This is a genomic window from Streptomyces sp. cg40 (assembly GCF_050320165.1).
Lineage (GTDB): Bacteria > Actinomycetota > Actinomycetes > Streptomycetales > Streptomycetaceae > Streptomyces > Streptomyces hokutonensis.
Map to the genome: position 1 here is coordinate 9,058,560 of NZ_CP190128.1, position 26,357 is coordinate 9,084,916.

The following is a 26,357-nucleotide window of genomic DNA, read 5'->3' on the forward strand; positions in this document are numbered from 1 at the left end:
GGAGCGGGCTGTGCTTCGACCTTCCCGCGTGGCGGGGACGGCCGCAACGCGTACGCGCCGGCTCAGTCCGAGTGCTCCGTCAGCCGGTCGAGAAACGTGGCCTGCGCCTGGACGATGACGCCCCGCGCCCGTTCGAGGCCCATCCACTCGACCCGGTCCAGCTCGGGGAACTCCTGGATCTGCCCGGACTTCGGCGGCCACTCCATCCGGAAGGTGCCGGGCACCATGGCCGCCGGATCGAGGTCGGCCTCGATGGCCCACGCGGTGACGACCTTCCCGTTGGTCTGCCGCACCTCGCCCAGCTCGATCGCCTCACCCTCGGGCGGCGCGAGCCCCAACTCCTCCTCGAACTCGCGCCGGGCCGCGTCCCAGGCGGTCTCGTCGGGCTCGTACTCGCCCTTCGGCACACTCCACGCCCCCGCGTCCCGTCGCGCGAAGAACGGGCCGCCCATATGCCCGAGCAACACCTCCAGACCGCGATCGGTGTGCCGGAACAACAGCAACCCGGCACTGCGCTTCCCACTCACGGCTTCACCTCCGGATGCGCGGCCAACAACGTCTCCACCGTGTCCGCCTCCTCCGCCCGCTTGTCCTCCCGATAGCGCACCACCCGCGCGAACCGAAGCGTGACACCGGCCGGGTACCGCGTGGACTTCTGGAGACCGTCGTACGCGATCTCTACGACGAGTTCGGGCCGTACGGTCACCACGTGGCCGTCGCTCTCCACGGCCAGCTCCTGGAGGCGCTCCGTCTGCCAGGTCAGCACGGCGTCGGTCATGCCCTTGAAAGTCTTGCCGAGCATCGCGAAGGAGCCGTCGGGGTTGCGGGCGCCGAGGTGGAGGTTGGAGAGCTTGCCGGTGCGGCGGCCGTGGCCCCACTCGGCGGCCAGCACGACCAGGTCGAGCGTGTGGACGGGCTTCACCTTCAGCCAGGAGGCGCCCCGGCGGCCCGCGCTGTAGGGGGCGTCGAGGCCCTTGACGACGACTCCCTCGTGGCCGCGCTCCAGGGTCTCGGCGAGGAAGGCCTCCGCCGCGGGGATGTCCTCCGGACCGGACACGAGCGTGCGGCGGACGCGCATCGGTTCCGGCACCAACCGGGCCAGTTCCGCGTGCCGTTCGGCGAAGGGGAGGTCCAGCAGGTCGCGGCCGTCGACGGACAGCGCGTCGAAGAACACGGGGGAGACGGGGACGGTCTCGGCGGCCGTGGCCACGTCCACCCGGGAGCCGACCCGGCCCGCCGTCTCCTGGAAGGAACGGGGCCGCCCGTCCTCGTCGAAGGAGATGACCTCGCCGTCCAGGATGAACCGCTCGCCTCTCAACTCCAGGGCCGCAGAGGTGAGTTCGGGCAGGCGGTCGGTGATGTCGTCGAGGGTGCGGGTGTAGAGCCGTACGGTCTCGCCGTCGCGGTGGACCTGGACGCGGATGCCGTCGAGCTTCTCCTCGACCGCGCACTCGCCCAGCTTCCCGACCGCCTCCGCGACCGAGGAGGCGGTGTGCGCGAGCATCGGCAGGACCGGGCGGCCCACGGTCAGCCGGAAGCGGTCGAGGGAGGCCGGGCCCTCGGTGAGCAGCGCCTCCGCCACGGTCTGGAGCGAGCCAGCCAGCATGACCGCCCGCCGTACGTCCGCCGCAGGGGTGCCGGTCGCCTCCGCCAGGCCCTCCACGGCGACCGCGTCCAGCGCGCCCTGCCGGACCTCGCCCGTGATCAGACCGAACAGGAAGCGCTGCTCGTCGGCGGTGGCCGCGCCCATCAACTCACCCACCAGACGCGCCCGTTCGGCCTGCGAACCGGCGCCCGACACCTTGCCGAGAGCGGTGAGGCGGGCGTCCACCTCGCGCACGGTGAGGGTGGGCTCCGGGGCCGGTGCGACCGGCCGGCTCAGCACCTTCCAGCCGACGCCGAGCCGCCCCTGTGGCAGGCGGCCCGCCAGATACGGGATGACGATCGGGACGTCGTCGGCCTCCGCGTCCCGGAAGAGCTCCGCGAGCAGAGCGGTCTTCCGGGACCGCGCCGAGGTGGCGGCGACCTCCTGGGACACATGCGCGAGCCGGGTCAGCAGCATGCAGCCATCGTGCAACGGAGGCGGGCGGTCTACACCCGGACGGCGGCGTCGAGGTCGGTCATGAGCAGCTCCCCGTTGATCGTCGCGCCCGCGCGGTAGCCGGCGGAGGCCGCGTTCACGACCTGCTCGCCGAAGCCCATCGCGTTGCCGACCGCCCACACCCCGGGCACGGTCGTCAGGCCCGTCGGGTCGACCACCGGGTACGCGCCGAACGGGGTCTCCTGCATTGCGGCTCCGAGCTTCTCCAAGAGGCCGGTCCCCGGGATCGGGCGGGGTGCGACGAACACGGCCTCGCGGGGGTGAGTGGTGCCGTCCGCCAGGCGGACACCGGTGAGCCTGTCGTCCTCGACGACGAGCTCCGCCACCTCGCCGGGGACCACGGCGACCCCGGCCGCCGCCAGCCTGCGCAGGTCGTCGTCCGTCAGCCCGGACTCGGCGACGGTGTGCAGGAACAGGGTCACGTCCTTGGACCACTGAGAGACCATCAGCGCCTGGTGCACGCTCATCGGTGTCGTCGCGAGTACGCCGAAGGCCTGGTCGCGGACCTCCCAGCCGTGGCAGTACGGGCAGTGGACCACATCCCGGCCGAAGCGCTCGGCGACTCCGGGGACGGCCGGCAGCTCGTCCTTGAGACCGGTCGCGATGACGAGCCGCCGGGCACGGACGGTCTCCCCGCCGGCCAGCGTGACCGCGAAGCCGCTGGTGACGTCCACGACCCGGTCCCGGACCAGCTCGACGCCGTAGCGCGCGATCTCCTCACGGCCCAGGGCCAGGAACTCGGCGGGGGACATGCCGTCCCGGGTCAGATAGCCCTGCATGTGCGCGGCTGGCGCGTTGCGCGGCTCGCCCGCGTCGACGACCAGCGTGCGGCGACGGGACCGGCCCAGGACCAGCGCGGCGGAGAGCCCTGCTGCTCCTCCGCCGATGACGACGACCTCGTATGTGTCGGTCATGGTGACCACCTCCACCCCCGAAGGTCGCCCCACCCCTGCCGCATTGACAAATGCGTTTGCCGAAACTGCAATATCGGCCATGAGTGACGACACGGACGAGGTCCTGGCGGAGGTCGGCCCACGACTGCGGCGCATCCGGAAAGAACGGGGCGCGACCCTCGCCGGACTCTCGGAGACGACCGGGATTTCGGTGAGTACCCTGTCCCGGCTCGAGTCGGGCCTGCGCAAACCCAGCTTGGAACTGCTGCTGCCAATCGCACGCGCCCATCAGGTGCCGTTGGACGAACTCGTCGGGACCCCGCCGGTGGGCGATCCCCGGGTGCGGTCCGAGCCGATCCAGCGGCACGGCCGCACCTACTGGCCGCTCACCCGCCAGCCGGGAGGACTCCAGGCCTTCAAGGTGCTGGTGCCCCAGCGGCAGGAGGAACCCGATCTGCGCACCCATGAGGGCTACGAGTGGCTGTACGTGATGTCCGGGCGGCTGCGGTTCGTGCTCGCCGAGCACGATGTCGTGCTGGCGACCGGGGAGGCCGTCGAGTTCGACACGCGGGTGCCGCACTGGTTCGGGTCTACGGGGGAGGGGCCCGCGGAGTTCCTGAGCCTGTTCGGGCCGCAGGGGGAGCGGATGCATGTGCGGGCGAGGCCGCGAAGGGCGTGAGGCATCGCTACGGTTCGTGACGCACGCGACTGTTCCCTGATCGGCAAGCGACCGCTTAGTATGCGACCGAGCCCGGTAAGACAGAGCAGTCCGTGGAGGCCCCGCATGCAGGCATGGCAAGTGCACCAGAACGGCGAGCCGAGTGAGGCGATGCGCCTGGAGGAGGTGCAGCAGCCGACACCCGGTGAGGGCCAGGTCCTGCTGAAGGTGCGTGCCGCGAACATCAACTTCCCGGACGTGCTGATGTGTCGCGGCCACTACCAGGTCAGGCCGCCGCTGCCGTTCACCCCGGGCGTGGAGATCTGCGGCGAGACCGAGGACGGCCGCCGCGTGATCGCCAACCCCGCGCTGCCGTACGGCGGTTTCGCCGAGTACGCCGTCGCGGACGCCGCCGGACTGCTGCCCGCGCCCGAGTCGCTGGACGACGCGGAGAGCGCCGCGCTGCACATCGGCTACCAGACGGGCTGGTTCGGCCTCCACCGGCGGGCCCGCCTGGAGGCCGGCGAGACGCTGCTCGTGCACGCCGCCGCCGGCGGGGTCGGCAGCGCCGCCGTACAGCTCGGCAAGGCCGCCGGTGCCACCGTCATCGGTGTCGTCGGCGGTGCCGACAAGGCCGCCGTGGCACGGGAGTTGGGCTGCGACGTCGTGATCGACCGGCGGACCGAGGACGTCGTCGCGGCCGTCAAGGAGGCCACCGGCGGACGCGGCGCCGACGTGATCTACGACCCGGTCGGCGGCGACGCCTACACCCAGTCCACGAAGGTCGTCGCCTTCGAGGGCCGGATCGTGGTCGTGGGCTTCGCGAGCGGCACCATCCCGAGCCCGTCGCTCAACCACGCCCTGGTGAAGAACTACGCGATCCTGGGCCTGCATTGGGGCCTGTACGCCACCAAGAACCCGAAGCTGATCCTCCACTGCCACGAGCAGCTCACCGACCTGGCCGCCCGGGGTGTCATCAAGCCCCTGGTGAGCGAACGCGTGCCGCTGAGCGGCGCCGCGGCCGCCGTGCAGCGGGTCGCCGACGGTGTCACGACCGGCCGGGTCACCATCCTGCCGTCGCTGGAGAACGGAGCCGCCGCATGACCATCGATGCGACTGAACTCAGGCGTCGTACGGCTGAGTTGCTGACCGCGCACCCACCCCTGGAGACCGACCGGCTGGACTTCCTCAAGGCCCGCTTCGACGCGGGACTCGCCTGGGTCCACTACCCCGAGGGCCTCGGCGGTCTCGGCGCCCCGCGCGCCCTCCAGGCCGTCGTGGACGCCGAGTTGGCGGCCGCGGGCGCCCCCGACAACGACCCGCGCCGGATCGGCATCGGCCTCGGCATGGCCGCCCCGACGATCCTCAAGTACGGCACGGAGGAGCAGAAGCAGCGGTTCCTACGGCCTCTCTGGGTCGGCGAGGAGGTCTGGTGCCAGCTGTTCAGCGAGCCGGGCGCCGGGTCCGACCTGGCCGCGCTCGGCACGCGGGCCGTCCGTGAGGGCGACGACTGGATCGTCAACGGGCAGAAGGTGTGGACGTCCAGCGCCCACCTCGCCCGCTGGGCCATCCTCATCGCGCGCACCGACCCGGACGTGCCCAAGCACGCGGGCATCACCTACTTCGTCTGCGACATGACCGATCCCGGCGTCGACGTCCGGCCGCTGCGCCAGATCACCGGCGAGGCCGAGTTCAACGAGGTCTTCCTCACCGACGTCCGCATCCCCGACGCCCACCGCCTCGGCGAGGTCGGCGACGGCTGGCGGGTCGCGCAGACCACGCTGATGAACGAGCGCGTCTCCATCGGCGGCATGCGCATCCCGCGCGAGGGCGGCATGATCGGCCCGATCAGCCAAACCTGGCGCGAGCGCCCCGAGTTGCGCACCCACGACCTCCACCAGCGCCTCCTCAAGCTCTGGGTGGAGGCCGAGGTCGCCCGGCTCTCCGGCGAGCGGCTGCGCCAGCAGCTCGTCGCGGGCCAGCCCGGTCACGAGGGCTCCGGCATGAAGCTCTCCTTCGCCCGCCTCAACCAGGAGATCAGCGGCCTGGAGGTCGAACTCCGGGGCGAGGAAGGCCTGTTGTACGACGACTGGACCATGCGCCGCCCGGAACTCGTGGACTTCACCGGCCGCGACGCCGGTTACCGCTACCTCCGCTCCAAGGGCAACAGCATCGAGGGCGGGACCAGCGAGGTCCTGCTGAACATCGTCGCCGAGCGTGTCCTGGGCCTCCCGGCCGAGCCGCGCACCGACAAGGACGTCGCCTGGAAGGACCTGGCCCGATGACAGACCTGCTCTACTCGGAGGAGGAAGAGGCGCTGCGCGCCGTCGTCCGGGACCTGCTCACCGACCACTGCGACGCGGCGGGCGTCATCGCCCGCACCGAGTCGGACGCTCCGCACGACCTGGCCCTGTGGAAGTCCCTCGCCGAAGGCATCGGCCTCGCCGGCCTCCTGGTGCCCGAGGCGCAGGGCGGCCAGGGCGCCACCCACCGCGAAGTCGCCGTCGTGCTGGAGGAGTTGGGCCGCGCGGTCGCGCCCGTCCCGTACCTCACGAGCGCGGTCGTCGCCACCGAAGCGCTGCTGGAGTGCGGGGCAGAGGACCTCCTCGCCGAGCTGGCGTCCGGGCGCAGGATCGGTGCCCTCGCCGTCTCCCTGAGCATCGCCCCGGGCGCCGACCACAAGGCCGTACGGATCGAAAACGGCACCCTGCGCGGCGAGTTGTCCGGGATCGCGGACGCGGGCGCCGCCGATGTGCTGCTGGTGCCGGGCGATGACGGCGGACTGTACGCCGTCGAGGCGGGCGCCGTGACCGTCGTACCGCAGGTGTCCCTGGACCTGACCCGGCCCCTGGCGCGCGTGGTGTTCGACGGGGCCGCGGGGCGCCGGATCGGTGACGCGGCGCCTGCCGTACGGCGTGCGCTGCGGGCCGGGGCCGGGCTGCTCGCGTCCGAGCAACTGGGCCTCGCCGACTGGACGTTGACGGAGACGGTCCGGTACCTCAAGGAGCGCAAGCAGTTCAACCGGCCGGTCGGCGGGTTCCAGGCGCTCAAGCACCGGCTCGCGCAGCTGTGGCTGGAGGTCGTCAGCCTGCGGGCCGCCGCACGGAACGCTGCCGACGCCCTCACGACCGGCGAGGACACCGACATCGCGGTCGCCGTCGCGCAGGCCTACGCGGCGCCCGTCGCCGTCCACGCGGCCGAGGAGGCCGTGCAGTTGCACGGAGGCATCGGCATGACGTGGGAGCACCCGGCCCACCTCTACCTGAAGCGGGCCAAGGCCGACTCGATCGCCTACGGCACGGCGGGCGCCCATCGCGAGGTACTGGCGGAACTGGTCGATCTGCGCGCCCCCTGACCGCCGGCCGACCATCCGGTGAAGCCCGTCCCACCTGGGGCGGGCTTTTCCGTGCGCCCCCGCCGAAGGAGTGAACAAGCAAGGACGGTCCGGCCAACTCCTGGCATGTACAGGTTCATTGGGGGCCGTACAGCCCCATACTCCCTGTGGTTCGAACCCGCCCCACAGGGAGGAACACCATGGCCCTCATCACCCGTCGCAGAGCCCTCACCGCGTTCGGCGCCACCCTCGCGGTCGTGCTCGCCCCGCCCGCCGGCAGCGCGTTCGCCGCCGAACGGGGGCACCGCCGCCGCCCGTTGTGGCGCGCCCACGCCCACAACGACTACGAACACCCCCGGCCCCTCTTCGACGCCCTCGACCACCGCTTCGGCAGTGTCGAGGCCGACATCTTCCTCGTCGGAGACCAACTCCTCATCGGACACGACGCGTCCGAACTCGACCCGAGCCGCACCCTCGAATCCCTCTACCTGGACCCGCTCTCGGCCCTGGTGAAGGCCAACCACGGTTCCGTGTACCGGGGTTGGCGGGGGCCGCTCCAGCTCCTGATCGACATCAAGACCGAGGGGTCCTCGACGTACCTCGAACTCGACCGCCATCTCCTGCGCTACAAGCACCTGTTCACCACCTACGTCCACGGACGCGTCCACCAGGGCGCGGTCACCAACGTCATCTCCGGCGACCGCGCGGCCCGTGTCCCCATGGAGGCGCAGACCGTGCGCCGCGCCTTCTACGACGGCCGGCTCACCGACCTCGGCACCTCGGCGCCCGCCTCCTTCATCTCGCTCATCAGCGACAACTGGCAGACCAACTTCACCTGGCTCGGCGACGGAGCCTTCCCCGACGCCGAGCGGCAGAAGCTGCGCGACATCGTGCGGCAGGCACACGCGGCCGGGCAGACCGTGCGGTTCTGGAACACCCCGGACCTGGCGGGCCCCGCCCGTGAAGCGCTGTGGGAGGAGCTGTACGCCGCCGGTGTGGACTTCCTCAACACCGACGACCTCGCCGGACTGGAAGCCTTCCTGGACGCCCACCGCACGGCGTGACACCACATGTGGCCATGAGACATGTGGTCACGTGACATGGGGTGACACCACACGTTCGGGGGACACGTCGGTAGCCCGGATGAACCCTCCGCTACGCCACACTTGCGGCCGAACGCCGCGAACCAGACACGTCGGCGTGGCGGAGGAGGGTGACGATGGCCATTTCCATCTCTGTGGTGCTGCTGCTCCTGATCCTTGCGGTGATCTTCATGCGCAGCGGCGGGCTGAAACTTTCCCATGCGCTGGTCTGCGCACTGCTCGGGTTCTTCATGGCCAGTACCAGCATGGCGCCCACGATCCACAGCGGCCTCACGGCCACCGCGGATCTGGTGAGCGGACTCCATCCCTGAGGTCTGCGGGTCATCCGTGAGGTCAGCGGGTCGAGAAGATCCCGACACCGTTCGGTACGGGCCGCTCGGCGCCGCCGCTGGGGTGGTTCCGTACCGTGACGGCGCTCGCGCCGGGTGCGCGGGCGACCAGGGTCGTCGAGCCGCCGCCGTCCAGACTGAAGGCGTCGGCCGAGCCCAGCTTCTTCATCTCGGCGGCTACTTCGGCGATCGTCAGACCGCTGCGGTACGCGACCGCGCCGTCCGTCGCGAACAGCAGCAGACGGTGGCCGTTCTGCGCGATCCCCACGGCGGTGCGCACGGCCGAGGTCGCGTTGTCGAGACTGGCCAGCGGCCGTCCGCCCCGCAGTACCGGGTAGCCGCCCAGGGCGAAGCGGTACGGAACCCCGGACCTCGACGCCACCAGCCGGTGCAGCACCTGCACCCGCTCGCCGACGGACAGCTTCCGCAACTGCCGCGCGCCCGCCTCGCGGCCGACGAGGACGGTGGTGCCCGCGGCGATGGCACCACTGCCGGGAGTGTTGGACCTGGACACGACCCGTGCGTGCCGAATGGTGACTTCATATGTGTCCGTGCTGCACGCGGCGGCCCGGTTCGTGTCCGTGCCACATGTGGCACGCACCCGGGAGACGCTGCCCCACTGTGTGGTGAACGCACCGATGGAGTTCACCGGCAGCGCGTACTGATTGAACCCGCCGAGCGGCATCCGGCCCTCCGGGGTACCGACCGTCCCCTTGAGGGTGAGGCTGTCCAGCCGGGCCACGCGGTCGATACCCACGCCGAGCACGTTCCGTGTGTTCGTGCCGGGCGGCAGCGCGGGCCCGAAACGCTGGCCGTCCGGCACCGACCCCTTGAGCGCGACACCGCTCGCGATGGCCGGTCCGTCGGTGGAACCGGTGGCCGCGACACCCGGATGCTGGGTCTCGGTGATGTTGAAGAAGTCGCCGTTGACGCCCGCGACGGCACCCGCCGAGTCGGCCAGCTCGGAGACGGGCTCCCGGGCCGCCACCGCGCCCGGGTACAGCAGGTTGACGCGCACATGGGTGTTCCGCAGGTCCACCACGACCACATGGGCGTGGGTCACACCCCTGGCGGCCGTGATGTCGAACTGCCGGTACGTGACGCCCGGCGCGAGCCGAGTGGTGCCCGGCACGGCGCCGGCCGGTGCCGCCCCCACCAGGGCCGCACCGGCCAGCGCACCGAATGCCGCGAGAAACGCGACTGCCGACTTGCCTGTTCTTAAACGTTCGGCTCTGAAACGCTCGACTCTGAAACGTGCCGCTCCGGAACGCTCTTGACGGTGCGTCACAGTGCCCCCTGATGTCTCGTCAACTCATCCAGGACTCAGGGGAAGTGCAGCAGAAGACGGTGACCGGCGGGGCTCCTAGGCGCCGACTACACGGGAACGGGTGAGAAAACGCACCCCCTCGGGTGCTTCCAGCGAGAAACCGCTGCCGCGACCCGCTACGACGTCCACGATCAGCCGCGTGTGGCTCCACACCTCGTACTGGCTGCGCGAGATCCAGAACGTCACGGGCTCCGGAACGCCCTCGACCGCCAGCTCGGCGAGGAGCACGTCCGAGCCGCCCGTACGGAACTCGCCCTCCGGGTAGCACATCGGCGCACTGCCGTCGCAGCAACCGCCGGACTGGTGGAACATCAGCGGGCCGTGCTGGGCGTGCAGTTGACGGAGCAGGTCCTCCGCGGCGGGGGTGAGTTCGACGCGCGGGGTGTTGTCGTCCATGTCTGCCGTCCCCAGCTAGCCGGATGCGATGACCCATCGCAGCACACGCGAGGTTGCGAGAAGGTTGCGTGTCCATTCGGTTCGGCTACTCGGCCCGGAGTGCGGTCGCCGTGCGGATGCGTGCCGCCCAGCCGGCCGGCAGCAGTGAGCCGAGGACGGCGACGGCGACTCCGGCGAACCCGAGCAGGACCAGGTCCCCCGCGCCGTAGACGTCGACGACGAAGTCGGGCAGCCGCAGTCCCGCCGCCCGGCCCATCGCGGGGAGCACCGCGTGGTGCACGGCCAGGCCCAGCGGTACGCCGAGGGCGCCGCCGGCCAGTCCCGGCAGGACGACCGAGGCGACGACCATCGTGACGGTCTGGCGGGGTGTCATGCCGAGCGCTTTGTGGATGCCCAGGTCGCGGACACGCTCGTGGGTGTCGAGCACCACCCCGCCCAGCACACCGAGCCCGGCGACACAGACCAGCAGCACGGTGAGCAGTGCGGTGAGCGAGTCGATGACGGTCGCGGTGTCGCTGCCGTTCGCGTACTTGGCGCTCGTCGCGCTCACCCCGAGGGGCTTCAACTCGGCGTTGAGCGCGGTCACATACGCGTCCGTGTCGGTGCCGGGTTTCAGATCGACGTACTCGGTCGTGGACTTGAGGCCGGGTACGGCGGTCCTGAGCGTGGCGGCGTCGGTGAAGACCCGGCGCCCGTCGTTGCCGGTGTCGAACACCTCGCCCACGATCCGGACCACAACCGGCTTGCCCCGCACGGTGATGGTGATGGTGTCGCCGACCTTCGTTCCGGTGGCGGTCAGGATCGTGCTCGGCACCACGACCTCGCCCGCCCCGCTGAACCACCGTCCGCCGACCATCGTGAAGCCGCCCCAGGAGGCATCACCGTCGAACGCGGTCACCGTGACGGTTCCGCTCATCCCCGACACGGCCGCGTCGAGGGCGGCGCTGCCGTAGTACGCCCGGGTGCCGGGTTGGGCCGCGATGGCGGCTGCGACGGAAGGGGAGAGCGCGGCCGGACCGGAGGCGGCGCCCGTCGGCTGCCCTCGCCGAACCACCTTGCCGGACCCGGCAGTTCCGGCCGGTGCACCGACCGTGACGTCCGCCGCGTTGTGGTTCTTGGCCGCGATCACCTCGCCCAGCGAAGCGGACAGCCCGGTGGCGAAGGTGACGGCAGCGGCGCCGAACAACACCGCCACGACCATCGCGACCGTCCGGGCGGGCCGCGCGAACGGCCGCGCCAGCCCGAGCCCGACCGGCCGCGACAGCGGAAGACGGGCAGCCGTCCTGGCCGCCCACTGGCCGAGGCCCGCTGCGGGGAGCTGGGCGGTTGTCCCGGCGGCCCGCCGGTCATGGCGCGCTGCGGAGGGCTGGGCGGTCGTCTCCGCCGGCCGCTGGCTTCGACCCGCCACCAGAATTCGGGCCCCCGCTCCGCCCGCCCACCGACCCCGCCCCGCCACCGGAGTGCGCCCGACTGCCAGCGCGTCGACCGTCCGCAACCGCCCGGCCCGCCAGGCGCTGGCGCACGCGGTGCCGGCGACGATGCCCAACACCCCGCCGATCACCGCGACATCGACCCACATCTCGATGCCGAGTCCGGCCGTGCCGTAGGCGTCCGCGGTGTCGGAGAGGACGGGTGTCGCGAGGAGATGGCCGGCGACCGTGCCGAGGGCCGCGCCCACCGCGGCAGGGATCAGGGCCTGGCCGGCGCAGGCCCGGACGATCTGTCCGGGTGTGCAGCCGACGGCCTTGAGGACACCGATCCGGCGTGTTCCCGTGGCCACCGCGCCCGCGACGACATTGCCCACGATCAGTACCGACATGACGAGCCCCAGTACGCCGAAGGCGACCAGGAACGGTACAAAGAGTGCCGTGTCACGGGTGGAGATCTTCTTCACGCCCAGCCAGGACTGGGCGCCGGTCAGCGACTTCGCGGGCAGCGTGGCAGTCAACGTGGCGCGGTCGTGCGCCAGTTGGGCGGAGGTGCGGGCGTGTGCGAAGCGGTACAGCATCTGGTAGCCGCCGACCCGGCCGGACGGTGTCAACTTCACGATCTGTGACGGCAGTACCCAGGCGTCGGCGGTACGGCTGACCGAGCGGGCGACACCGACCACGGTCAGGGTCGGGCTGCCTGGCAGATCGGGGAAGTCCAGCGTCTGGCCGAGCCGTACCTCGGGCCCGGTGTCCGCCGATACGACGATCTCGCCGGGCTTCTCGACCCAACGGCCCCTGAGGACCGCCACCTTGTCGACCTCACCGCCCGATGTCGCCCGGCCCGCCAGCGCGAGTGGGGCGCCGTCGTGCCCGCCGAAGCCCGGCGTGACGGTCGCGGTCGGGAACGGGCCGGCCGCCGCCGTGACCCCCGACGCCCGCGCGGAGACGGCGAGTTGGGCGGCCGTGGCCCTGCTCGCGTCGAACTGCGCGGTCAACTGCGCCCCGTTCTGCCGCTCGAAGGCCTTCTCGAACGGCGCCTCGGACGACACGAGCAGCGCACCGCCGAGCACGGCCGCCGCCACGGCCAGCGACGTGGCCAGCCCGATCACCAGCGTCTGCACCCGGCGCCGCGCCATGCCCGAGCCGATCACCCGCCCCAGCACACTCATCGGACCGACCCCGGCTCCGTAGCGGCGCCGGACGTGCCGGCGGGAACGGGTCCGCCGTCCTCCGTGCTCGTGTCGGACGTGATGCGGCCGTCGGTGAGCCGGACGGTGCGCCGGGTGCAGGACTCGGCCAGCGCCAGGTCGTGCGTGACCACGAGGATCGTCTGACCGTCGGCGTTCAACTCCCGCAGCAGGCGGCTTACTTCCTCCCCGGACGCGGAGTCCAGCGCACCGGTCGGTTCGTCGGCCAGGAGCAGTGCGGGACGGTTCATCAACGCCCGTGCCACCGCGACGCGTTGACGCTCACCACCGGACAACCGGCCGGGGAACGCCCCGGCGTGCCGGGCGATGCCGAGCGACTCCAGCAACTCGGCCGCCCTGCTCAGCGATTCGCGCCGCCCGAGGCCCGTCAGCCGGGCGGGCAGGGCCACGTTGTCGGCGACCGACAGCTCGTCCAGCAGATTGAAGAACTGGAACACCATCCCGATCCGCGCCCGCCGGTAACGGGCCGCCCCGGCCTCGCCCAGCCGGTCGACACGCACACCGTCCACCGTGACCGTCCCGGAGTCGGGCCGGTCCAGACCGGCGACGAGATTCAGCAGCGTCGACTTGCCGCTGCCCGAAGGCCCGAGAACCGCGACGGCCTCACCGGCCCGCACACTCAGTGACGCGTCCTCCAGCGCGGGCGGCCCGCTGCCGTAGCGGCGGCTCACATCGAGGAGTTCGATGAGCGGTGTCGTCATGGTGGCCTTCTCCAGGGTGAGTCGCTCGGTTCGGACGCCACCGACGCTAGGAACACCACCGGCGGGGGCGCGCCGGTCGCCCGGGGTAATTGCCGTACCGCGCTGGGCCGATGGCCCCGGATCTCATCCCCGAGAGGTAGCCGACGGATGTAGTCGGCCCGTCCGTCGGAGGGATTCCGGGCGGTGCCGGCACCCGGGACAATGGGCCGGTGACGGTGGGAGAGGAAGTTCCGGCCCGGCTGCGCCGGGCGGCTCGGGCGCTGCTGCGTCCCGGCGGCCTGCTGCCGCGCCCCACGGGGCAACAGCGGCTCGTCGACGCCGCGTTGGCGCTCGTCCTCACCTTCGTGGCGATGCAGTACGCGTGGGGCGACGGCTACGACGAGGCGCACCGCCACCGTATGACCGACCTGGTGCTCGTCGTGTTCCTGGCCTCGGCCGCGCTGGCGTGGCGGCGCCGCTACCCGCTCGCCGTGCTGTGGATCGTGACGGTCGCGATGGCACTGACCCCGGACGACGTGGCCCGCCTCACCTTCTACTCCTGCGTCATCGCCGCCTACAGCGCGGCGGCCTACAGTCCCCACCGGCTGCCCACGCTGGCGAGTCTCACCGTGACGATCGTCCTCATCAGCAGGTCGGGCGCCACGGGTCCGCACAACCCGTACGCCTACGTCGCACCCACCGTGCCCACCCAGTACGTCGCCCTCTTCATCTCGGCGCCGCTCGTCGTGGCCGCCATCGGCCTCAGGACCTGGAAACTGCGGGCGGCCGAGACCCACACCCGGCTGACGGCGGTGGAGAACGCCAGGACCGAGGAGCTCCACCGGGCCGTGGAGCACGAACGCGCGCGTATCGCCCGGGAGTTGCACGACGTCGTCACCCACAACGTCAGCGTGATGGTCATCCAGGCCGGCGCCGCCCGCAAGATCATGGACAAGTCCCCCGACCGGGCGCGCGAGGCACTGCTCGCGGTCGAGGCGGGCGGCCGGGCGGCGATGGGGGAGCTGCGCGATGTGATGGGCCTGCTCACGATGGACCTGCGCACCGAGACGGACGCGGGTGCAGAGCCGGAGAGCCTCGCCCCGCAACCGGGCCTGGACCGGCTGGACGCGCTGGTCGGCCGGATACGCGGCGCCGGAGTGCCGGTCGAACTGACCGTCTCCGGAACCCCGCGCCCCCTGTCCCCGGGCGTCGAACTGGCCGCCTACCGCGTGGTCCAGGAGGCCCTGACCAACACCGTGAAGCACGCCTGTGGAGCCGACGCGAGGGTCCAGGTGTCGTACGGCGAGGACGAACTCCACGTCGAGGTCACGGACACCGGCGGCAGACCCGGCCCCGCCGCGGCCACCGGCAACGGCCGCGGACTGATCGGCCTGCGCGAACGCCTCGCCGTCTACGGCGGCACCCTGCGCACCGGCCCCCGCCTCCTCGGCGGCTACCGCGTACAGGCCCGGATCCCGCTGCATCCCCTGGGGGACCTGTGAACGGCCCACCGCGCGTCGTGGTCGCGGACGACCAGGCTCTCGTACGCACCGGCTTCCGGCTGATCCTCGACGCCGACGGGATCGAGGTCGTCGCCGAGGCGACCGACGGCGCCGAAGCCGTCGAGGCGGTCCGGCGCACCCGGCCCGACGTGGTGCTGATGGACATCCGGATGCCCGACATGGACGGCCTGGAGGCGACCCGGCGCATTCTCGGCGGCGCTGCGGACGCACCGCGCGTGGTCATGCTCACCACGTTCGACCTCGACCACTACGTCTACGCGGCGCTCGCCGCCGGAGCCAGCGGCTTCCTCCTCAAGGACGTCACGCCGGAACACCTTGTGGCCGCCGTCCGCACGGTCCGGGCCGGCGACGCGCTGCTCGCCCCCGCCATCACCCGCCGCCTGGTCGAGCGATTCGCCCGCCGTAGTGCGGAACGACCGTCCCTGCACCGAGACTTGGCCGCCCTCACACCCCGCGAACTGGACGTCCTGCGCCTCCTCGCCCAGGGCCTGAGCAACGCCGAACTGGCCACCGGACTCCACCTGTCCGAGGCCACGGTGAAGACCCACGTCTCCCACATCCTCGGCAAACTCACCCTCCGCGACCGCGCCCAGGCAGTCGTCGTCGCATACGAGACGGGCCTCGTCAGCCCCGGGTCGTACGACACGGGCGAGGGCACGGAGGCGCGCCGGGCGTAGGCCCTGTCACCGCGCGTCGCGGAGCCCAAGAAGGTACCTGGCGGTCAGAGCGACGGCGCGGTCCCCGTCCCGCGCCAGTTCCACGAGGGCGCGTGAGGCCGTCGGCCCCGGAATGTCCGCGAGTGCCTGGGTCAGCCGCCCGCGTGCGGGTGCCCCGGTGGTGTCGTCGGCGAGGCGGTCGACGAGCCTGGTCGCGATCCGGTCCGCTGTCGCGGTGTCGCTCGCCAGCACGCTCAGCGCATCGGCCGCGTCGGTGTCGTTCCTTCCCGCCACGACCATGTCGACGAGCGCCGGGACCGCGTCGGCCACACCACGTGCGCCGAGCGCCAGGGCCGCGTGCCCGCGGACCACCGCGTCGGCGCTCGCGAGGGCGTCCCGCAGCTGCGCGGCGGCCACGTCGCCGGGCAGCTCGACAAGGGCTTGAACGGCACGTTCCCGCACCGCGGCCATTGGCGAGGAGAGGCCCTCCGCCAACAGAACCCGGACTCCGTCGTCCTCCGACCGCGCGAGGGCCCAGCGCAGGGCCCCCGCGACGTTCGGCTCCGTCTCGCCGAGTGCCGCCTCGACCAGCGCCTCCACCGGCACCTCGTCGCCGGAGGAGAGGACCGCGCGCTGACGCGCGTCGGCGCTCTTCGAGCCCAGCGCCTGGAGGAGCGCGACGATCTGGAGCACGTCCTCCCAGCCGCCGGGGTCCGCGGCACGGATCCGGCCGAGCCGCGTGAGCAGTTCGGTCTCGGCCGCGATACGGTCGCGCGTCTGCCGGACGAGGTCGCCGACGAGCGCGGAGGGCGTGAAGCCGGGGTCGTCGAGCGCCCGCCCGATGTCCCGCAGCGACAGGCCCAGCGACCGTAGGCTCTCGATGTGGAAGATCCGCCGGATGTCGTCCGCGGAGTACTCCCGATAGCCGGATCCCGTACGACCCGAAGGCCGCACCAGGCCGAGCGATTCGTAGTGCCGGAGCATGCGGGCACTGACCCCGGACCGTCGCGACACCTCACCGATCAGCACGGTTCTCATCGTCCGTCCTGGGCGCCCCGGTGAGGGCCACGACGCGCTTGGCCTCCTCGACCGCCGACTCGAACCCGGCGTCCGGGTCGCGCAGCAGCAGTTGTGTCGCGAGCGCGTGCGCCCGCACACGCGGGTCGGGGACCGTCGTCGCAGCGTCCAGAGCCGGCACGATCACCTCACCCAGCGCGACCAGCGCCTGGCTCAGACTCAGCTGCGTCTCCCGCTCACCGCGCCCGAGTTGGGTCGCCAGCACCGTGGCCAACGCGGACTCCTCGCCGCCCGGCACCAGCACTGCCGCGGCCCGCCAGGCACTCCTCGCCACCTCGTCGTCGGCGTCGGAGAGCAGCTCCCGGGTGATCGCCGGCCACGCCTGCCGGTCCCCGATCTTGGACAGCGTGTGCAGCGCCTGACCGCGCGCCTGCGCACGCTCCGAGCGCACTTCGCGGAACAGCGCGGGGAGCGTCAGGGGCACCGGATGACGGGTGAGCGCCCAGGTCAGCATGTCGCGAACGAAGAACTCGGGCTCGACCGCGCACCGCTCGACCAGCTTGCCGACGAAGCACGGGTCAGGCACCGTCCCGACCGCCAGCGCCGCCCGCAGCCGCACGGACGAACTCGTGTCCTCCAGCGCCTTCAGCGCCCGTACGGCATCCGTGTCCTGCCTCGCCATGGTCATCGGGACCACCTCCTCGGCCAGCAGTGAAGACCCTGCCACCGTGTCAAGGTCAAACGGCCTCCGTGCCTCGACGCTGGACCGCGGCCACGGCGGCAGGTGGGTCAGCGGTCGGTGGACAGGGCGAGGAGGTCGGCGAACAGGCCTCCTCCGGCGGCGAGTTGGTCGTAGGGGCCCTGTTCGGTGATTCGGCCGTGGTCCAGGACGAGGATTCGGTCGGCGATCTTGGTGTTGACGAGTTGGTGGGTCACCACGATCGTGATGCAGTCGCCGGAGAGTGCCTTGATCTTTCCGAGGATGGTGTGTTCGCCTCGGGCGTCCATCTCCGAGGTCGGCTCGTCCAGGATGAGGAGTCCTGCCCTGCGGTAGAGGGCGCGTGCGCAGGCCAGGCGCTGCCACTGGCCGCCGGAGAACTCGCTGCCGCCCCAGACGTCCCGGGCCAGCAACGTGTCCAGTCCGGACGGGAGTTGGTGGACGGCCTCGGTCAGGCCGACCGCGTCGATCGCCTCCCGGACCAGGGCGTCGCCGTCCTCGCGGGGCTGGCCGAGGGTGACGTTGTCCCGTACCGACAGCGGCCACTGCGCGAAGGACTGCGGCACCAGACCGGACCGGACCCACAGGCTGTCGGGGTCGAGGCGGGTGACGTCCTCGCCGTTCCAGGAGACCGTGCCCTTGTCGGCCAGGAAGATGCCGGCGAGCAGCCGGACCAGGGTGGACTTCCCGGACCCGTTCTCACCGACAAGGGCGAGGATCTCGCCCCGGCGCACGGTCAGCGACACTCCGGCGACAGCCGGGGTCTCCTTGCCCGGATACCGGTACGAGGCCTCCTCGACCCGGATCTCCGTGATCGGCCCGGTCACCGTCGACTTGCCGCGCTTGGGGGCGTGTTGGTCGGCGTAGTCGAGGAAGGAGTCCATGTCGGCGAGGTAGAGCGAGGTGTGGAACATGGCCGCGCCGTAGACGACGACCTGGGAGAGCGCGCCGAGGGTGGTCTGGACGGCGACGACCGCGGTCCCGGCGATGGCCGGCTCGATCCTCCCGGTGCTCACCAGCCACGCCAGCGCCGCCCAGGTCGCGACGAGGAAGATCCCGCCGATCGCCGAGCTGGACAGCACGATCCTCAGCATCCGCGGAGCGGCGGTCAGCGTGCGCGCGTCGATGCGTTCGGAGATCGTCCGGTACCAGAAGTTGAGATAGCCGGTCATCGTGTTGGCGCGGATCTCGTCGGTGAACTTCGCGCTGGTGGCCCAACCCCGCAGGTTCTGGCGGACGTTGCGGTCGCCGACGTTTGCGTAGTGCGTCTCGTAGGTGACCCGGGCGTGCAGCACGGCGCCGACGCCGGCCGGGACCACGGCGAGCAGCAGCAGGGGCAGCAGGAGCGGGTGCAGAACCGTCAGCACCCCGCTCGCGGTGACCATCCGGATGACGGCGGCGGTGAGGCGGGTGGCGTCCTGGACCATGACGTGGCTGCGGACCACACCCATCTCCGCGGCCTCCTGCCGGTCCGCGCACCCGTCCTCGGCGCGCGCGGCGGCCTCGATCCGGCACACCGCCGCCACCAGCGAACTGTCCGCCTCCGTGGTCAGCACCGGTGTGATCCGGCCGTCGGCGTACGACGACAGCGCGGTCGCCGTCCTGCCGATGACCGCGGCCACGGTGATGACGAGGAGGGCGGGCAGCGCCTGGTGCAGGCGGTCGGGCACCGGGCCGGTGCCAAAGACCGCGCGCATCGCGTGCGCGGTGGCCGTCAGCTGGACCGCGGCACCGGCGCCGACCGCCAACTGGCAGCCGACGAGCAGCAGTACGGCCCGCCGGTCGATCGCCCAGGCCATCCGCGCGGTCCGCGACAGCACCGACGGCAGCCGCCGCACCATCGCCGCGAACGCGGCCTCCTCCAAGGGGTTCTTGCTGTATTTGCCGCCATAGCGCAGCTCGGCGGGCGGCGGCGGAGCGACCCGCCCCGCCCCCACGGGCCCGGTCGGCCGGGACGCGGCGCTCACCGAGCCTCCGCCCGTACCTCGGCCGGACGGGACGGCGTTCGGGTCGGGCCTCACGCGCCCACCTCGCTCTTGAGCCGGTCCAGTACCGTGCGGGCCGCCGCCCGGTCTCCGTACGTCGAACCTTCCGCGAGCGACCGCACCGCGTGCAGCCCCGTCAGACAGCGCAGGGCCTGCTGCTCCTCGGCGCCCAGCGCGCGGCCGTAACCGTCGAAGAACGCGCCGCGCACGAGCGGCCGTTCGGCCCACGGACCGTAGGCGAGGTGGACGAAGTCGACCACGACCGGGGCGAAACGCGCGCGGTCGAAGTCCTGGAGCGCCGGCCGCGCGACACCGGACCAACGGAGGCCGGCTTCGATGCCGCCACCGTGGACGAAGCCCAGGGGCAGCCGGTCCAGGACACGCAGACGGTCGGCGAGCGCGATGACGAACTGCCGTTCCGCCGGCGACAGTTGGTCACCGGCCGCGTCGGCATGGCGTGCGGCCGCGTCGGCGAGACGGGACAGGAACGCGGATGCCTCGTGGCGCGCCGTGGGGGTGGGGCGTCCGGCCTGGTGCAGTTCGGCGACGAGCGTTCCGGCCCGCCAGTGGACCGTTTGAAGCGCGGTCTCCGACAGCCGCGCCTGCGACAGGGGTGTGCCGGGCAGGGCGGTCAGGATCATGGCCAGGTGCCGGGCCGAAGTGGCCACCAGGCGTGGCGCGTTGCCGGGGCCGAGGGCGGGCACGGCGTGCCGGTAGGCGAACGTCTCCCGGGTGAACGCCCCCGGCGACGGCGCGGTCTTGAGATGGAAACGGGCGTTGTCCGACCCGCGGACCACATGCCACACGGCCGCGGGCGACGAGCCGGGCGGGAGGCGGCGTACGGCGGTGATCGGGCCCAGGGTCTTCTCGGCCCACGAACGGAGCGGGGACGCAAGGGAGTTCGGGTCGGTCATGCCCCCCACCTCGGTGTCGGGCGTGACGTATCCGAGAGGGGCGACACGGCGGCACCGGCACCGGCACCGAACGTCGTACGGGGACCGGCAGCCGCCCGAGTCGCCTCGGGCCGTCCGGGGACGGGATGGGCGCAGACAACGGGGTTGGGGTTGGGGTTCATGGTTCCTCCAGCGGTCGGTCAGGTGGGCGAACGAAGCGTGGACCGGTGCCGGTGTGTAGGGCGGCCACCGGAACGCATCACCAACAGGGCGGCGTACAGGCCGGGTTGGGGACGACTGATGATGACCGGGACAACGCGCCCGCCGCTGGTTTCGAACACGCGTGTTTGAGTCGCTTCCGCGCCGCGTGATTGCGGGGTGCCTCGGTCGGCCGCCCCTGAATTGCGGGGCGAGCGGGGGTACCGGTCGTGGCCGAATCGCCGTGGGCGACGGCCGGAGGACGAGCCGATCTGGACGGCGCTGCGGCACGCCCTGGAGCCCGCCGTTCGGCAGGGCAAGGACAGTGGCGCCGCGCTTCGGACGGCCCGGGCGATCGTCCGGTCGCCGTCGGTGCGCAGTCGCTGCCAGGAGCGCTGTCTATAGCTGCGGGAGCTGCTGCGCCCCGAGGTGGTCCGCCGGACCGGCGCGACGGCCGACCCGGGCGGGTCCGCTCTCATCGCCGGCGCCCTCGGCTGCCTCGACGCGGCCATCGAGACCTGGGTCGAGCGCGACGGCACGGTGCCGCTGCCGCGGCTTCTCGACCAGGCCATGGGCGCGGTCCACCCGCTCGCCCCGTAGCCCCGCCCCCCCCGGGCCCCATTCTGCCGCGCGCCCCGATACCCGGGGCTCCCGAGTGCTGCCCGCCCCCGCCCCGACGTGCTCGATCAGCGGTAACAACCCGGAAACCTGGACCTTGCAAGTTGCGTTGCTCGCAACCTGGTGCGTATGGCGATACCCGTATTAGCATGCCTCGCGTATCTACGGCGCGAGCGAGACGAGAGATCATGGCTCCCCTGCAATACGACTTCGTCATCGTCGGCGGTGGATCCGCCGGCAGCGCACTGGCGAACCGGCTCTCCGCGGACCCGGGCAACAAGGTGCTCGTCCTGGAGGCGGGCCGGCCCGACTACCCGTGGGACGTCTTCATCCACATGCCCGCCGCGCTGACCTATCCGATCGGCAGCCGGTTCTACGACTGGAAGTACGAGTCGGAACCCGAACCGCACATGGGCGACCGGCGCGTCTACCACGCGCGCGGCAAGGTGCTGGGCGGTTCCAGCAGCATCAACGGCATGATCTTCCAGCGCGGCAACCCCATGGACTACGAGCGCTGGGCCGCCGACGCCGGTATGGAGAGCTGGGACTACGCGCACTGTCTGCCGTACTTCAAGCGGATGGAGAACTGCCTCGCGGCCGAGCCCGAAGACGAGTTCCGCGGCCACGACGGCCCGCTCGTCCTCGAACGGGGCCCCGCCGCCAACCCGTTGTTCGGCGCCTTCCTCAACGCCGTTCAGGAAGCGGGCTATCCGCGCACCGACGACGTCAACGGCTACCAGCAGGAGGGCTTCGCGCCCTTCGACCGCAACGTCAGCCGGGGCCGACGGCTCTCCGCCTCGAAGGCCTACCTGAAGCCGATCCGTAAGCGGCCCAACCTCACCGTCACCACCCGCGCGATGGTCAACCGCGTCCTCTTCGAGGGCAAGAAGGCCGTCGGCGTCGAGTACAGGCACCGCGGCAAGATCCACCAGGTGCACGCCCGCGAGGTCATCCTCTGCGGCGGCGCCATCAACTCCCCGCAGCTGCTTCAGCTTTCGGGCGTCGGCAACGCGGAGGAGCTGAGCGCGCTCGGCATCGACGTCGTCCACGACCTGCCGGGCGTCGGCGAGAACATGCAGGACCACCTGGAGGTGTACATCCAGTACGCCTGCAAGCAACCCGTCTCCATGCAGCCGTACATGGCGAAGTGGCGCGCCCCCTTCATCGGCCTCCAGTGGCTCTTCCGCAAGGGCCCGGCCGCCACGAACCACTTCGAGGCCGGCGGCTTCGCCCGCAGCAACGAGGACGTCGACTACCCCAACCTGATGTTCCACTTCCTGCCGATCGCGGTCCGCTACGACGGTTCCTCGCCGGCCGGCGGCCACGGCTACCAGGTGCACGTCGGGCCCATGTACTCCGACGCCATCGGCTCGGTGAAGATCAAGAGCAAGGACCCGCTGGAGCACCCGGCGCTGCGCTTCAACTACCTGTCCACGGAACAGGACCGGCGCGAGTGGGTCGAGTCGATCCGGGTCGCCCGCAAGCTCCTCAACCAGCCCGCGCTGGCCCCGTACAACGACGGGGAGATCTCGCCGGGCCCGTCCGTCGAGACCGACGAGGAGATCCTCGCCTGGGTCGCCAAGGAGGGCGAGACCGCACTGCACCCCTCCTGCACCTGCAAGATGGGCACCGACGAGATGTCCGTCGTGGACCCGACCAGCATGAGGGTGCACGGAGTCGAGGGACTGCGGGTCGTCGACGCGTCGGTGATGCCGTACGTCACCAACGGCAACATCTATGCGCCCGTCATGATGATCGCCGAGAAGGCGGCCGACCTGATCCTGGGGAAGGAGCCGCTGGCTCCCTCCAAGGCCGTGTACTACCGCCATCGGGACGCCCAGAAGCAGGCCGGGTAGGCCGGGTTGGGCGGCGACGGTCTCAAGGCGCTGCTGTCGAGCGTCCGTTACGAGGTGCTGCCCGCGAAGGCGACCGAGGAGAGGGTCCTCGCCCATGTACCGCGCGATGTCGTCGTCACCGTGACGGCGTCGCCGGTCAAGGGCCTGGAGCCGACCCTCGACCTCGTCGGACGGCTCGCGGCACACGGCTACCGCGTGGTCCCGCACGTCCCCGCGCGCCTGCTGCGCGACGACGCGCACCTCAAGGATGTCGTCGACCGGCTGCGACAGGCCGGTGTCGACGACGTGTTCGTCCCGGCCGGCGACGCCGATCCGCCGGCCGGGGGCTACGACGGGGCGCTGCCGGTGCTGCGCAGGCTCGGTGAGCTGGGCGGACCGTTCGCCCGCGTCGGCATCACCGGGTATCCCGAGAGCCACCCCCTCATCCACGACGACCTCACCATCCAGGCCATGTGGGACAAGCGCGCGCACGCCACGTACATCGTGAGCAACCTGTGCTTCGACGCGCGCGTCCTGGGGGAGTGGGTCGGCCGGATCCGGCGCCGTGACGTCACCCTGCCCCTGTATGTGGGCGTCGCGGGACCGGTCCAGCGCGCGAAGCTGCTGGCCATGGCGACGAAGATCGGGGTGGGGGAGTCGACGCGCTTCCTCACGAAGCACGCGTCCTGGTTCCTGCGGTTCGCGGCGCCCGGTGGTTACTCGCCGGACCGGCTGCTGGCGCGCGGCGCGGAGGCGCTGACCGCCCCCGCGGCGGGGGTGGCGGGGCTGCACGTCTTCACGTTCAACCAGCTCGCGGAAACCGAGCGCTGGCGTCGCGCGACGCTGGACCGGCTGGGTGGCTAGCCCAGCCGGGCCCGTATACGACCCTCGCTCACCGGAACACCACCGTCCGATTCCCGTCCACCATCACCCTGCTCTCGCTGTGCCACTTCACCGCGTGCGCCAGCACCTGCGCCTCTACGTCCCGCCCGACCGTCACCAGCTCCTCCGCGTCGAGCGAGTGGTCGACGCGGACCACGTCCTGGTCGATGATCTGGCCCTCGTCCAGTTCCGGCGTGACGTAGTGCGCGGTCGCGCCCACGAGCTTCACCCCTCGGTCGTACGCCTGCTGGTAGGGGCGGGCGCCCTTGAAACTGGGGAGGAAGGAGTGGTGGATGTTGATGGCGCGACCCTCCAGCTCCTTGCACAGGTCGTCGGAGAGCACCTGCATGTAGCGGGCCAGCACCACCAGGTCGATGTCCAGGTCGCGTACCAGCTCCAGGAGGCGCGCCTCGGCCTCGGCCTTCGTGTCCCTCGTGACCGGGATGTGGTGGAAGGGAATGCCGTACGTGTCCGCGAGGCCCTCGAAGTCCCGGTGGTTGGAGACGATCGCCGGGATCTCGATGTTGAGGGCGCCGGTGCGCTTGCGGAAGAGCAGGTCGTTCAGGCAGTGGCCGAATTTGGACACCATGATCAGGGTCCGGGTCGGCGTCGAGGCGTCCCGCAGGGTCCAGGAGATGCGATACGCCTCGGCGACCGGACCGAATCGGTAACGCAGTGTTTTCAGGTCGGCGTTTGGATCGGAAACGTCGAAGTGGACCCTCATGAAGAAGCGGCCCTTGAGCCGATCATCGAATTGCCGGCTCTCCAGGATGTTGCCGGAGTTCCGGACGAGGAAGCCGCTCACGGCGTGGACCAGTCCGGTGGTGTCCGGGCACGAGAGGGTGAGGACGAATTCGCGGCCAGGGTGCGGTCGAGGGGACATGAACGGCCTCCGTTGGTGCGTGTTGCGCAACATGGTGAGCGATACGCAACATGGTTGGGCCGGGCGCCGCTCGCGGTCAAGAGGTGGCCGGGCAATGGGCCGCATGGCGAAATCGTCATCTGCCAACCCCTTGACGTATGTCTGCACATTCGCCAGGGTGTTCCACCACAAGCAATACGGTGCACAATGCGCAACGGAATTCGCTCGAAGGGCTCCACACGTGGCAGACCTGTATGTGGACGGAGAATGGCGCGACGCGGTGGCCGGCGGTCACCGTGAGATCCGCTGTCCCGCCGACGGCACGCTCACCGCGACCGTGTCCGAGGGAACACGTCCCGACACCGAGGCCGCGATAGCCGCCGCCCGCCGCGCCTTCGACGAGGGCCCCTGGCCGCGCACCCCCGAGCGGGAACGCGCCGCCCTGCTGCTGCGCACCGCCGACATCCTCGAACGCGACGCCAAGGAGTTCGCCCGCGCCGAGTCGCTGGACTCCGGCAAGCGGCTGGTGGAGAGCGAGTACGACATCGCCGACGTCGTCTCCTGCTTTCGCTACTACGGCGGGATCGGCGGCACCGACGCCGGACGGGTCATCGACACCGGACGCGACGACGCCGTGAGCCGGGTCGTCTATGAGCCCGTCGGGGTGTGCGGACTCATCACCCCCTGGAACTACCCGCTGCTGCAAGCCAGTTGGAAGGTCGCCCCGGCGCTCCTCGCGGGCAACACGATCGTCCTCAAGCCCAGTGAGCTCACCCCCTCCACCTCCATCCTGCTGATGAAGGCGCTGGAGGAGGCCGGGCTGCCGGCCGGGGCCGCCAACCTCGTCCTCGGCACCGGGCCCGAGGTGGGGGCGCCGCTCTCCGAGGACCCGGCCGTCGACATGGTCTCCTTCACCGGGGGCCTGGAGACCGGCAAACGCATCATGGCCACCGCCGCCGCGACCGTGAAGAAGGTCGCGCTGGAGCTGGGCGGCAAGAACCCCAACGTCGTCTTCGCCGACGCCGACTTCGAGACGGCCGTGGACTTCGCGCTCACGGCCGTCTTCCTGCACTCGGGCCAAGTCTGCTCGGCCGGCGCCCGGTTGATCGTCGAGGACTCGCTGCACGACCGCTTCGTGGACGAAGTGGTGCGCCGCGCCCGGCAGATCAGGCTCGGCGGCCCCTTCGACCCCGAGGCCGAGACCGGCGCGCTGATCTCCGCCCAGCACCGCGACAAGGTCGAGGCGTACGTCGCGGCCGGCATCGCCGAGGGTGCCGTACTGCGCTGCGGTGGTGAACGGCCGACCGAACCCGCCCTCGCCGACGGGCACTTCTACCCGCCGACCGTGCTCGACGGCTGCACGCAGGACATGCGGGTGGTGCACGAGGAGTCCTTTGGACCGGTCCTGACCGTCGAGCGCTTCACCGACGAGGACGACGCCGTACGCATCGCCAACGACACCGAGTACGGACTCGCCGGCGCCGTCTGGACCCAGGACGCGGGCAAGGCCCAGCGGGTCGCCCGGCGGCTGCGGCACGGCACGGTGTGGATCAACGACTACCACCCCTATGTGCCGCAGGCGGAATGGGGTGGCTTCGGACACTCGGGCGTAGGCCGGGAGTTGGGACCGACCGGCCTGAACGAGTACCGAGAGCCCAAGCACATCTGGCAGAACATCCAACCCCGGCCGCAGCACTGGTTCCGCGGCTGA

The 26,357-nt window shown here is 71.5% G+C and carries 24 protein-coding genes; 12 read left to right on the forward strand and 12 right to left on the reverse strand.

The window, feature by feature from the left end; translation table 11 throughout:
• Positions 1-62: 62 nt before the first annotated feature.
• The 3 genes from ACQHII_RS40885 to ACQHII_RS40895 are packed head-to-tail and all read right to left on the reverse strand — an operon-like array spanning position 63 to position 3,015.
• Positions 63-527 (reverse strand): NUDIX domain-containing protein, encoded by a 465-nt coding sequence (locus ACQHII_RS40885; protein ID WP_427923966.1) that lies wholly within the window; start codon positions 525-527, stop codon positions 63-65.
• Positions 524-2,062, reverse strand: a complete 1,539-nt coding sequence (locus ACQHII_RS40890; protein ID WP_427923967.1) for an ATP-dependent DNA ligase — start codon at positions 2,060-2,062, stop codon at positions 524-526. Before ACQHII_RS40890 ends, ACQHII_RS40885 begins: the two co-directional genes overlap by 4 nt.
• Positions 2,063-2,091: 29 nt before the next feature.
• The gene (locus ACQHII_RS40895) at positions 2,092-3,015 is read right to left on the reverse strand and encodes an NAD(P)/FAD-dependent oxidoreductase (protein WP_427923968.1); all 924 of its coding nucleotides are present in this window, start codon (positions 3,013-3,015) and stop codon (positions 2,092-2,094) included.
• A gap of 79 nt (positions 3,016-3,094) precedes the next feature.
• Here ACQHII_RS40895 and ACQHII_RS40900 point away from each other — a divergent pair, with 79 nt between their 5' ends.
• The 6 genes from ACQHII_RS40900 to ACQHII_RS40925 all read left to right on the forward strand — a co-directional run bounded on the left by ACQHII_RS40900 (position 3,095) and on the right by ACQHII_RS40925 (position 8,400).
• A complete protein-coding gene (locus ACQHII_RS40900) occupies positions 3,095-3,673 on the forward strand; it encodes a helix-turn-helix domain-containing protein (protein WP_427923969.1) in 579 nt (192 codons plus the stop codon).
• 105 nt (positions 3,674-3,778) lie between these two features.
• The gene (locus tag ACQHII_RS40905) at positions 3,779-4,756 is read left to right on the forward strand and encodes an NADPH:quinone oxidoreductase family protein (RefSeq protein ID WP_427923970.1); all 978 of its coding nucleotides are present in this window, start codon (positions 3,779-3,781) and stop codon (positions 4,754-4,756) included.
• Complete coding sequence (locus tag ACQHII_RS40910; RefSeq protein ID WP_427923971.1) at positions 4,753-5,937, forward strand: acyl-CoA dehydrogenase family protein; 1,185 nt, start codon at positions 4,753-4,755, stop codon at positions 5,935-5,937. The genes ACQHII_RS40905 and ACQHII_RS40910 overlap by 4 nt, the downstream gene beginning before the upstream one ends.
• Positions 5,934-7,007, forward strand: a complete 1,074-nt coding sequence (locus ACQHII_RS40915; RefSeq protein ID WP_427923972.1) for an acyl-CoA dehydrogenase family protein — start codon at positions 5,934-5,936, stop codon at positions 7,005-7,007. Before ACQHII_RS40910 ends, ACQHII_RS40915 begins: the two co-directional genes overlap by 4 nt.
• A gap of 179 nt (positions 7,008-7,186) precedes the next feature.
• Positions 7,187-8,050, forward strand: coding sequence for a phosphatidylinositol-specific phospholipase C/glycerophosphodiester phosphodiesterase family protein (locus ACQHII_RS40920; protein ID WP_427923973.1), 864 nt, complete (start codon positions 7,187-7,189; stop codon positions 8,048-8,050).
• Between the two features lie 155 nt (positions 8,051-8,205).
• Entirely contained in the window at positions 8,206-8,400 is a 195-nt protein-coding gene (locus ACQHII_RS40925; RefSeq protein ID WP_026150825.1) for a hypothetical protein, read from the forward strand.
• A 22-nt stretch (positions 8,401-8,422) separates the two neighbouring features.
• Here ACQHII_RS40925 and ACQHII_RS40930 read toward each other — a convergent pair whose 3' ends face one another.
• The 4 genes from ACQHII_RS40930 to ACQHII_RS40945 form a co-directional block, all read right to left on the reverse strand.
• A complete protein-coding gene (locus ACQHII_RS40930) occupies positions 8,423-9,574 on the reverse strand; it encodes a phosphodiester glycosidase family protein (protein ID WP_427923974.1) in 1,152 nt (383 codons plus the stop codon).
• A 207-nt stretch (positions 9,575-9,781) separates the two neighbouring features.
• Positions 9,782-10,141, reverse strand: a complete 360-nt coding sequence (locus tag ACQHII_RS40935) for a DUF779 domain-containing protein (protein ID WP_019070898.1) — start codon at positions 10,139-10,141, stop codon at positions 9,782-9,784.
• Between the two features lie 85 nt (positions 10,142-10,226).
• Entirely contained in the window at positions 10,227-12,740 is a 2,514-nt protein-coding gene (locus tag ACQHII_RS40940) for an ABC transporter permease (RefSeq protein ID WP_427923975.1), read from the reverse strand.
• Positions 12,737-13,480 carry an ABC transporter ATP-binding protein gene (locus ACQHII_RS40945; protein ID WP_427923976.1) on the reverse strand — a complete coding sequence of 248 codons (744 nt, stop codon included), beginning with the start codon at positions 13,478-13,480 and terminating at the stop codon, positions 12,737-12,739. The genes ACQHII_RS40940 and ACQHII_RS40945 overlap by 4 nt, the downstream gene beginning before the upstream one ends.
• Before the next feature lie 209 nt (positions 13,481-13,689).
• On the opposite strand from ACQHII_RS40945, the gene ACQHII_RS40950 reads away from it, so the two are divergent.
• Entirely contained in the window at positions 13,690-14,961 is a 1,272-nt protein-coding gene (locus tag ACQHII_RS40950; RefSeq protein WP_427923977.1) for a sensor histidine kinase, read from the forward strand.
• The gene (locus tag ACQHII_RS40955; RefSeq protein ID WP_427923978.1) at positions 14,958-15,659 is read left to right on the forward strand and encodes a response regulator; all 702 of its coding nucleotides are present in this window, start codon (positions 14,958-14,960) and stop codon (positions 15,657-15,659) included. The genes ACQHII_RS40950 and ACQHII_RS40955 overlap by 4 nt, the downstream gene beginning before the upstream one ends.
• A 6-nt stretch (positions 15,660-15,665) precedes the next feature.
• Here ACQHII_RS40955 and ACQHII_RS40960 read toward each other — a convergent pair whose 3' ends face one another.
• The 4 genes from ACQHII_RS40960 to ACQHII_RS40975 all read right to left on the reverse strand — a co-directional run bounded on the left by ACQHII_RS40960 (position 15,666) and on the right by ACQHII_RS40975 (position 20,272).
• A complete protein-coding gene (locus ACQHII_RS40960) occupies positions 15,666-16,667 on the reverse strand; it encodes a MerR family transcriptional regulator (RefSeq protein WP_427925518.1) in 1,002 nt (333 codons plus the stop codon).
• Positions 16,654-17,343, reverse strand: coding sequence for a HEAT repeat domain-containing protein (locus ACQHII_RS40965; protein WP_427923979.1), 690 nt, complete (start codon positions 17,341-17,343; stop codon positions 16,654-16,656). Before ACQHII_RS40965 ends, ACQHII_RS40960 begins: the two co-directional genes overlap by 14 nt.
• A gap of 101 nt (positions 17,344-17,444) precedes the next feature.
• Positions 17,445-19,340 carry an ATP-binding cassette domain-containing protein gene (locus ACQHII_RS40970; protein ID WP_427923980.1) on the reverse strand — a complete coding sequence of 632 codons (1,896 nt, stop codon included), beginning with the start codon at positions 19,338-19,340 and terminating at the stop codon, positions 17,445-17,447.
• Positions 19,341-19,390: 50 nt separating this feature from the next.
• On the reverse strand, positions 19,391-20,272 hold the full coding sequence (locus tag ACQHII_RS40975; protein ID WP_427923981.1) for a phosphotransferase: 882 nt from the start codon (positions 20,270-20,272) through the stop codon (positions 19,391-19,393).
• A gap of 606 nt (positions 20,273-20,878) precedes the next feature.
• Here ACQHII_RS40975 and ACQHII_RS40980 point away from each other — a divergent pair.
• From ACQHII_RS40980 to ACQHII_RS40990, 3 genes are all read left to right on the forward strand, one after another.
• Complete coding sequence (locus tag ACQHII_RS40980) at positions 20,879-21,049, forward strand: hypothetical protein (RefSeq protein WP_427923982.1); 171 nt, start codon at positions 20,879-20,881, stop codon at positions 21,047-21,049.
• Positions 21,050-21,255: 206 nt separating this feature from the next.
• Complete coding sequence (gene betA / locus ACQHII_RS40985) at positions 21,256-22,923, forward strand: choline dehydrogenase (RefSeq protein WP_427923983.1); 1,668 nt, start codon at positions 21,256-21,258, stop codon at positions 22,921-22,923.
• A gap of 6 nt (positions 22,924-22,929) precedes the next feature.
• Entirely contained in the window at positions 22,930-23,766 is an 837-nt protein-coding gene (locus tag ACQHII_RS40990; protein WP_427923984.1) for a 5,10-methylenetetrahydrofolate reductase, read from the forward strand.
• Positions 23,767-23,794: 28 nt separating this feature from the next.
• Here the strand turns inward: ACQHII_RS40990 and purU are convergent, their stop codons facing one another.
• Positions 23,795-24,667 carry a formyltetrahydrofolate deformylase gene (gene purU / locus ACQHII_RS40995; RefSeq protein ID WP_427923985.1) on the reverse strand — a complete coding sequence of 291 codons (873 nt, stop codon included), beginning with the start codon at positions 24,665-24,667 and terminating at the stop codon, positions 23,795-23,797.
• Between the two features lie 220 nt (positions 24,668-24,887).
• Between purU and ACQHII_RS41000 the strand changes: the two genes are divergently transcribed.
• The gene (locus tag ACQHII_RS41000; protein ID WP_427923986.1) at positions 24,888-26,357 is read left to right on the forward strand and encodes an aldehyde dehydrogenase family protein; all 1,470 of its coding nucleotides are present in this window, start codon (positions 24,888-24,890) and stop codon (positions 26,355-26,357) included.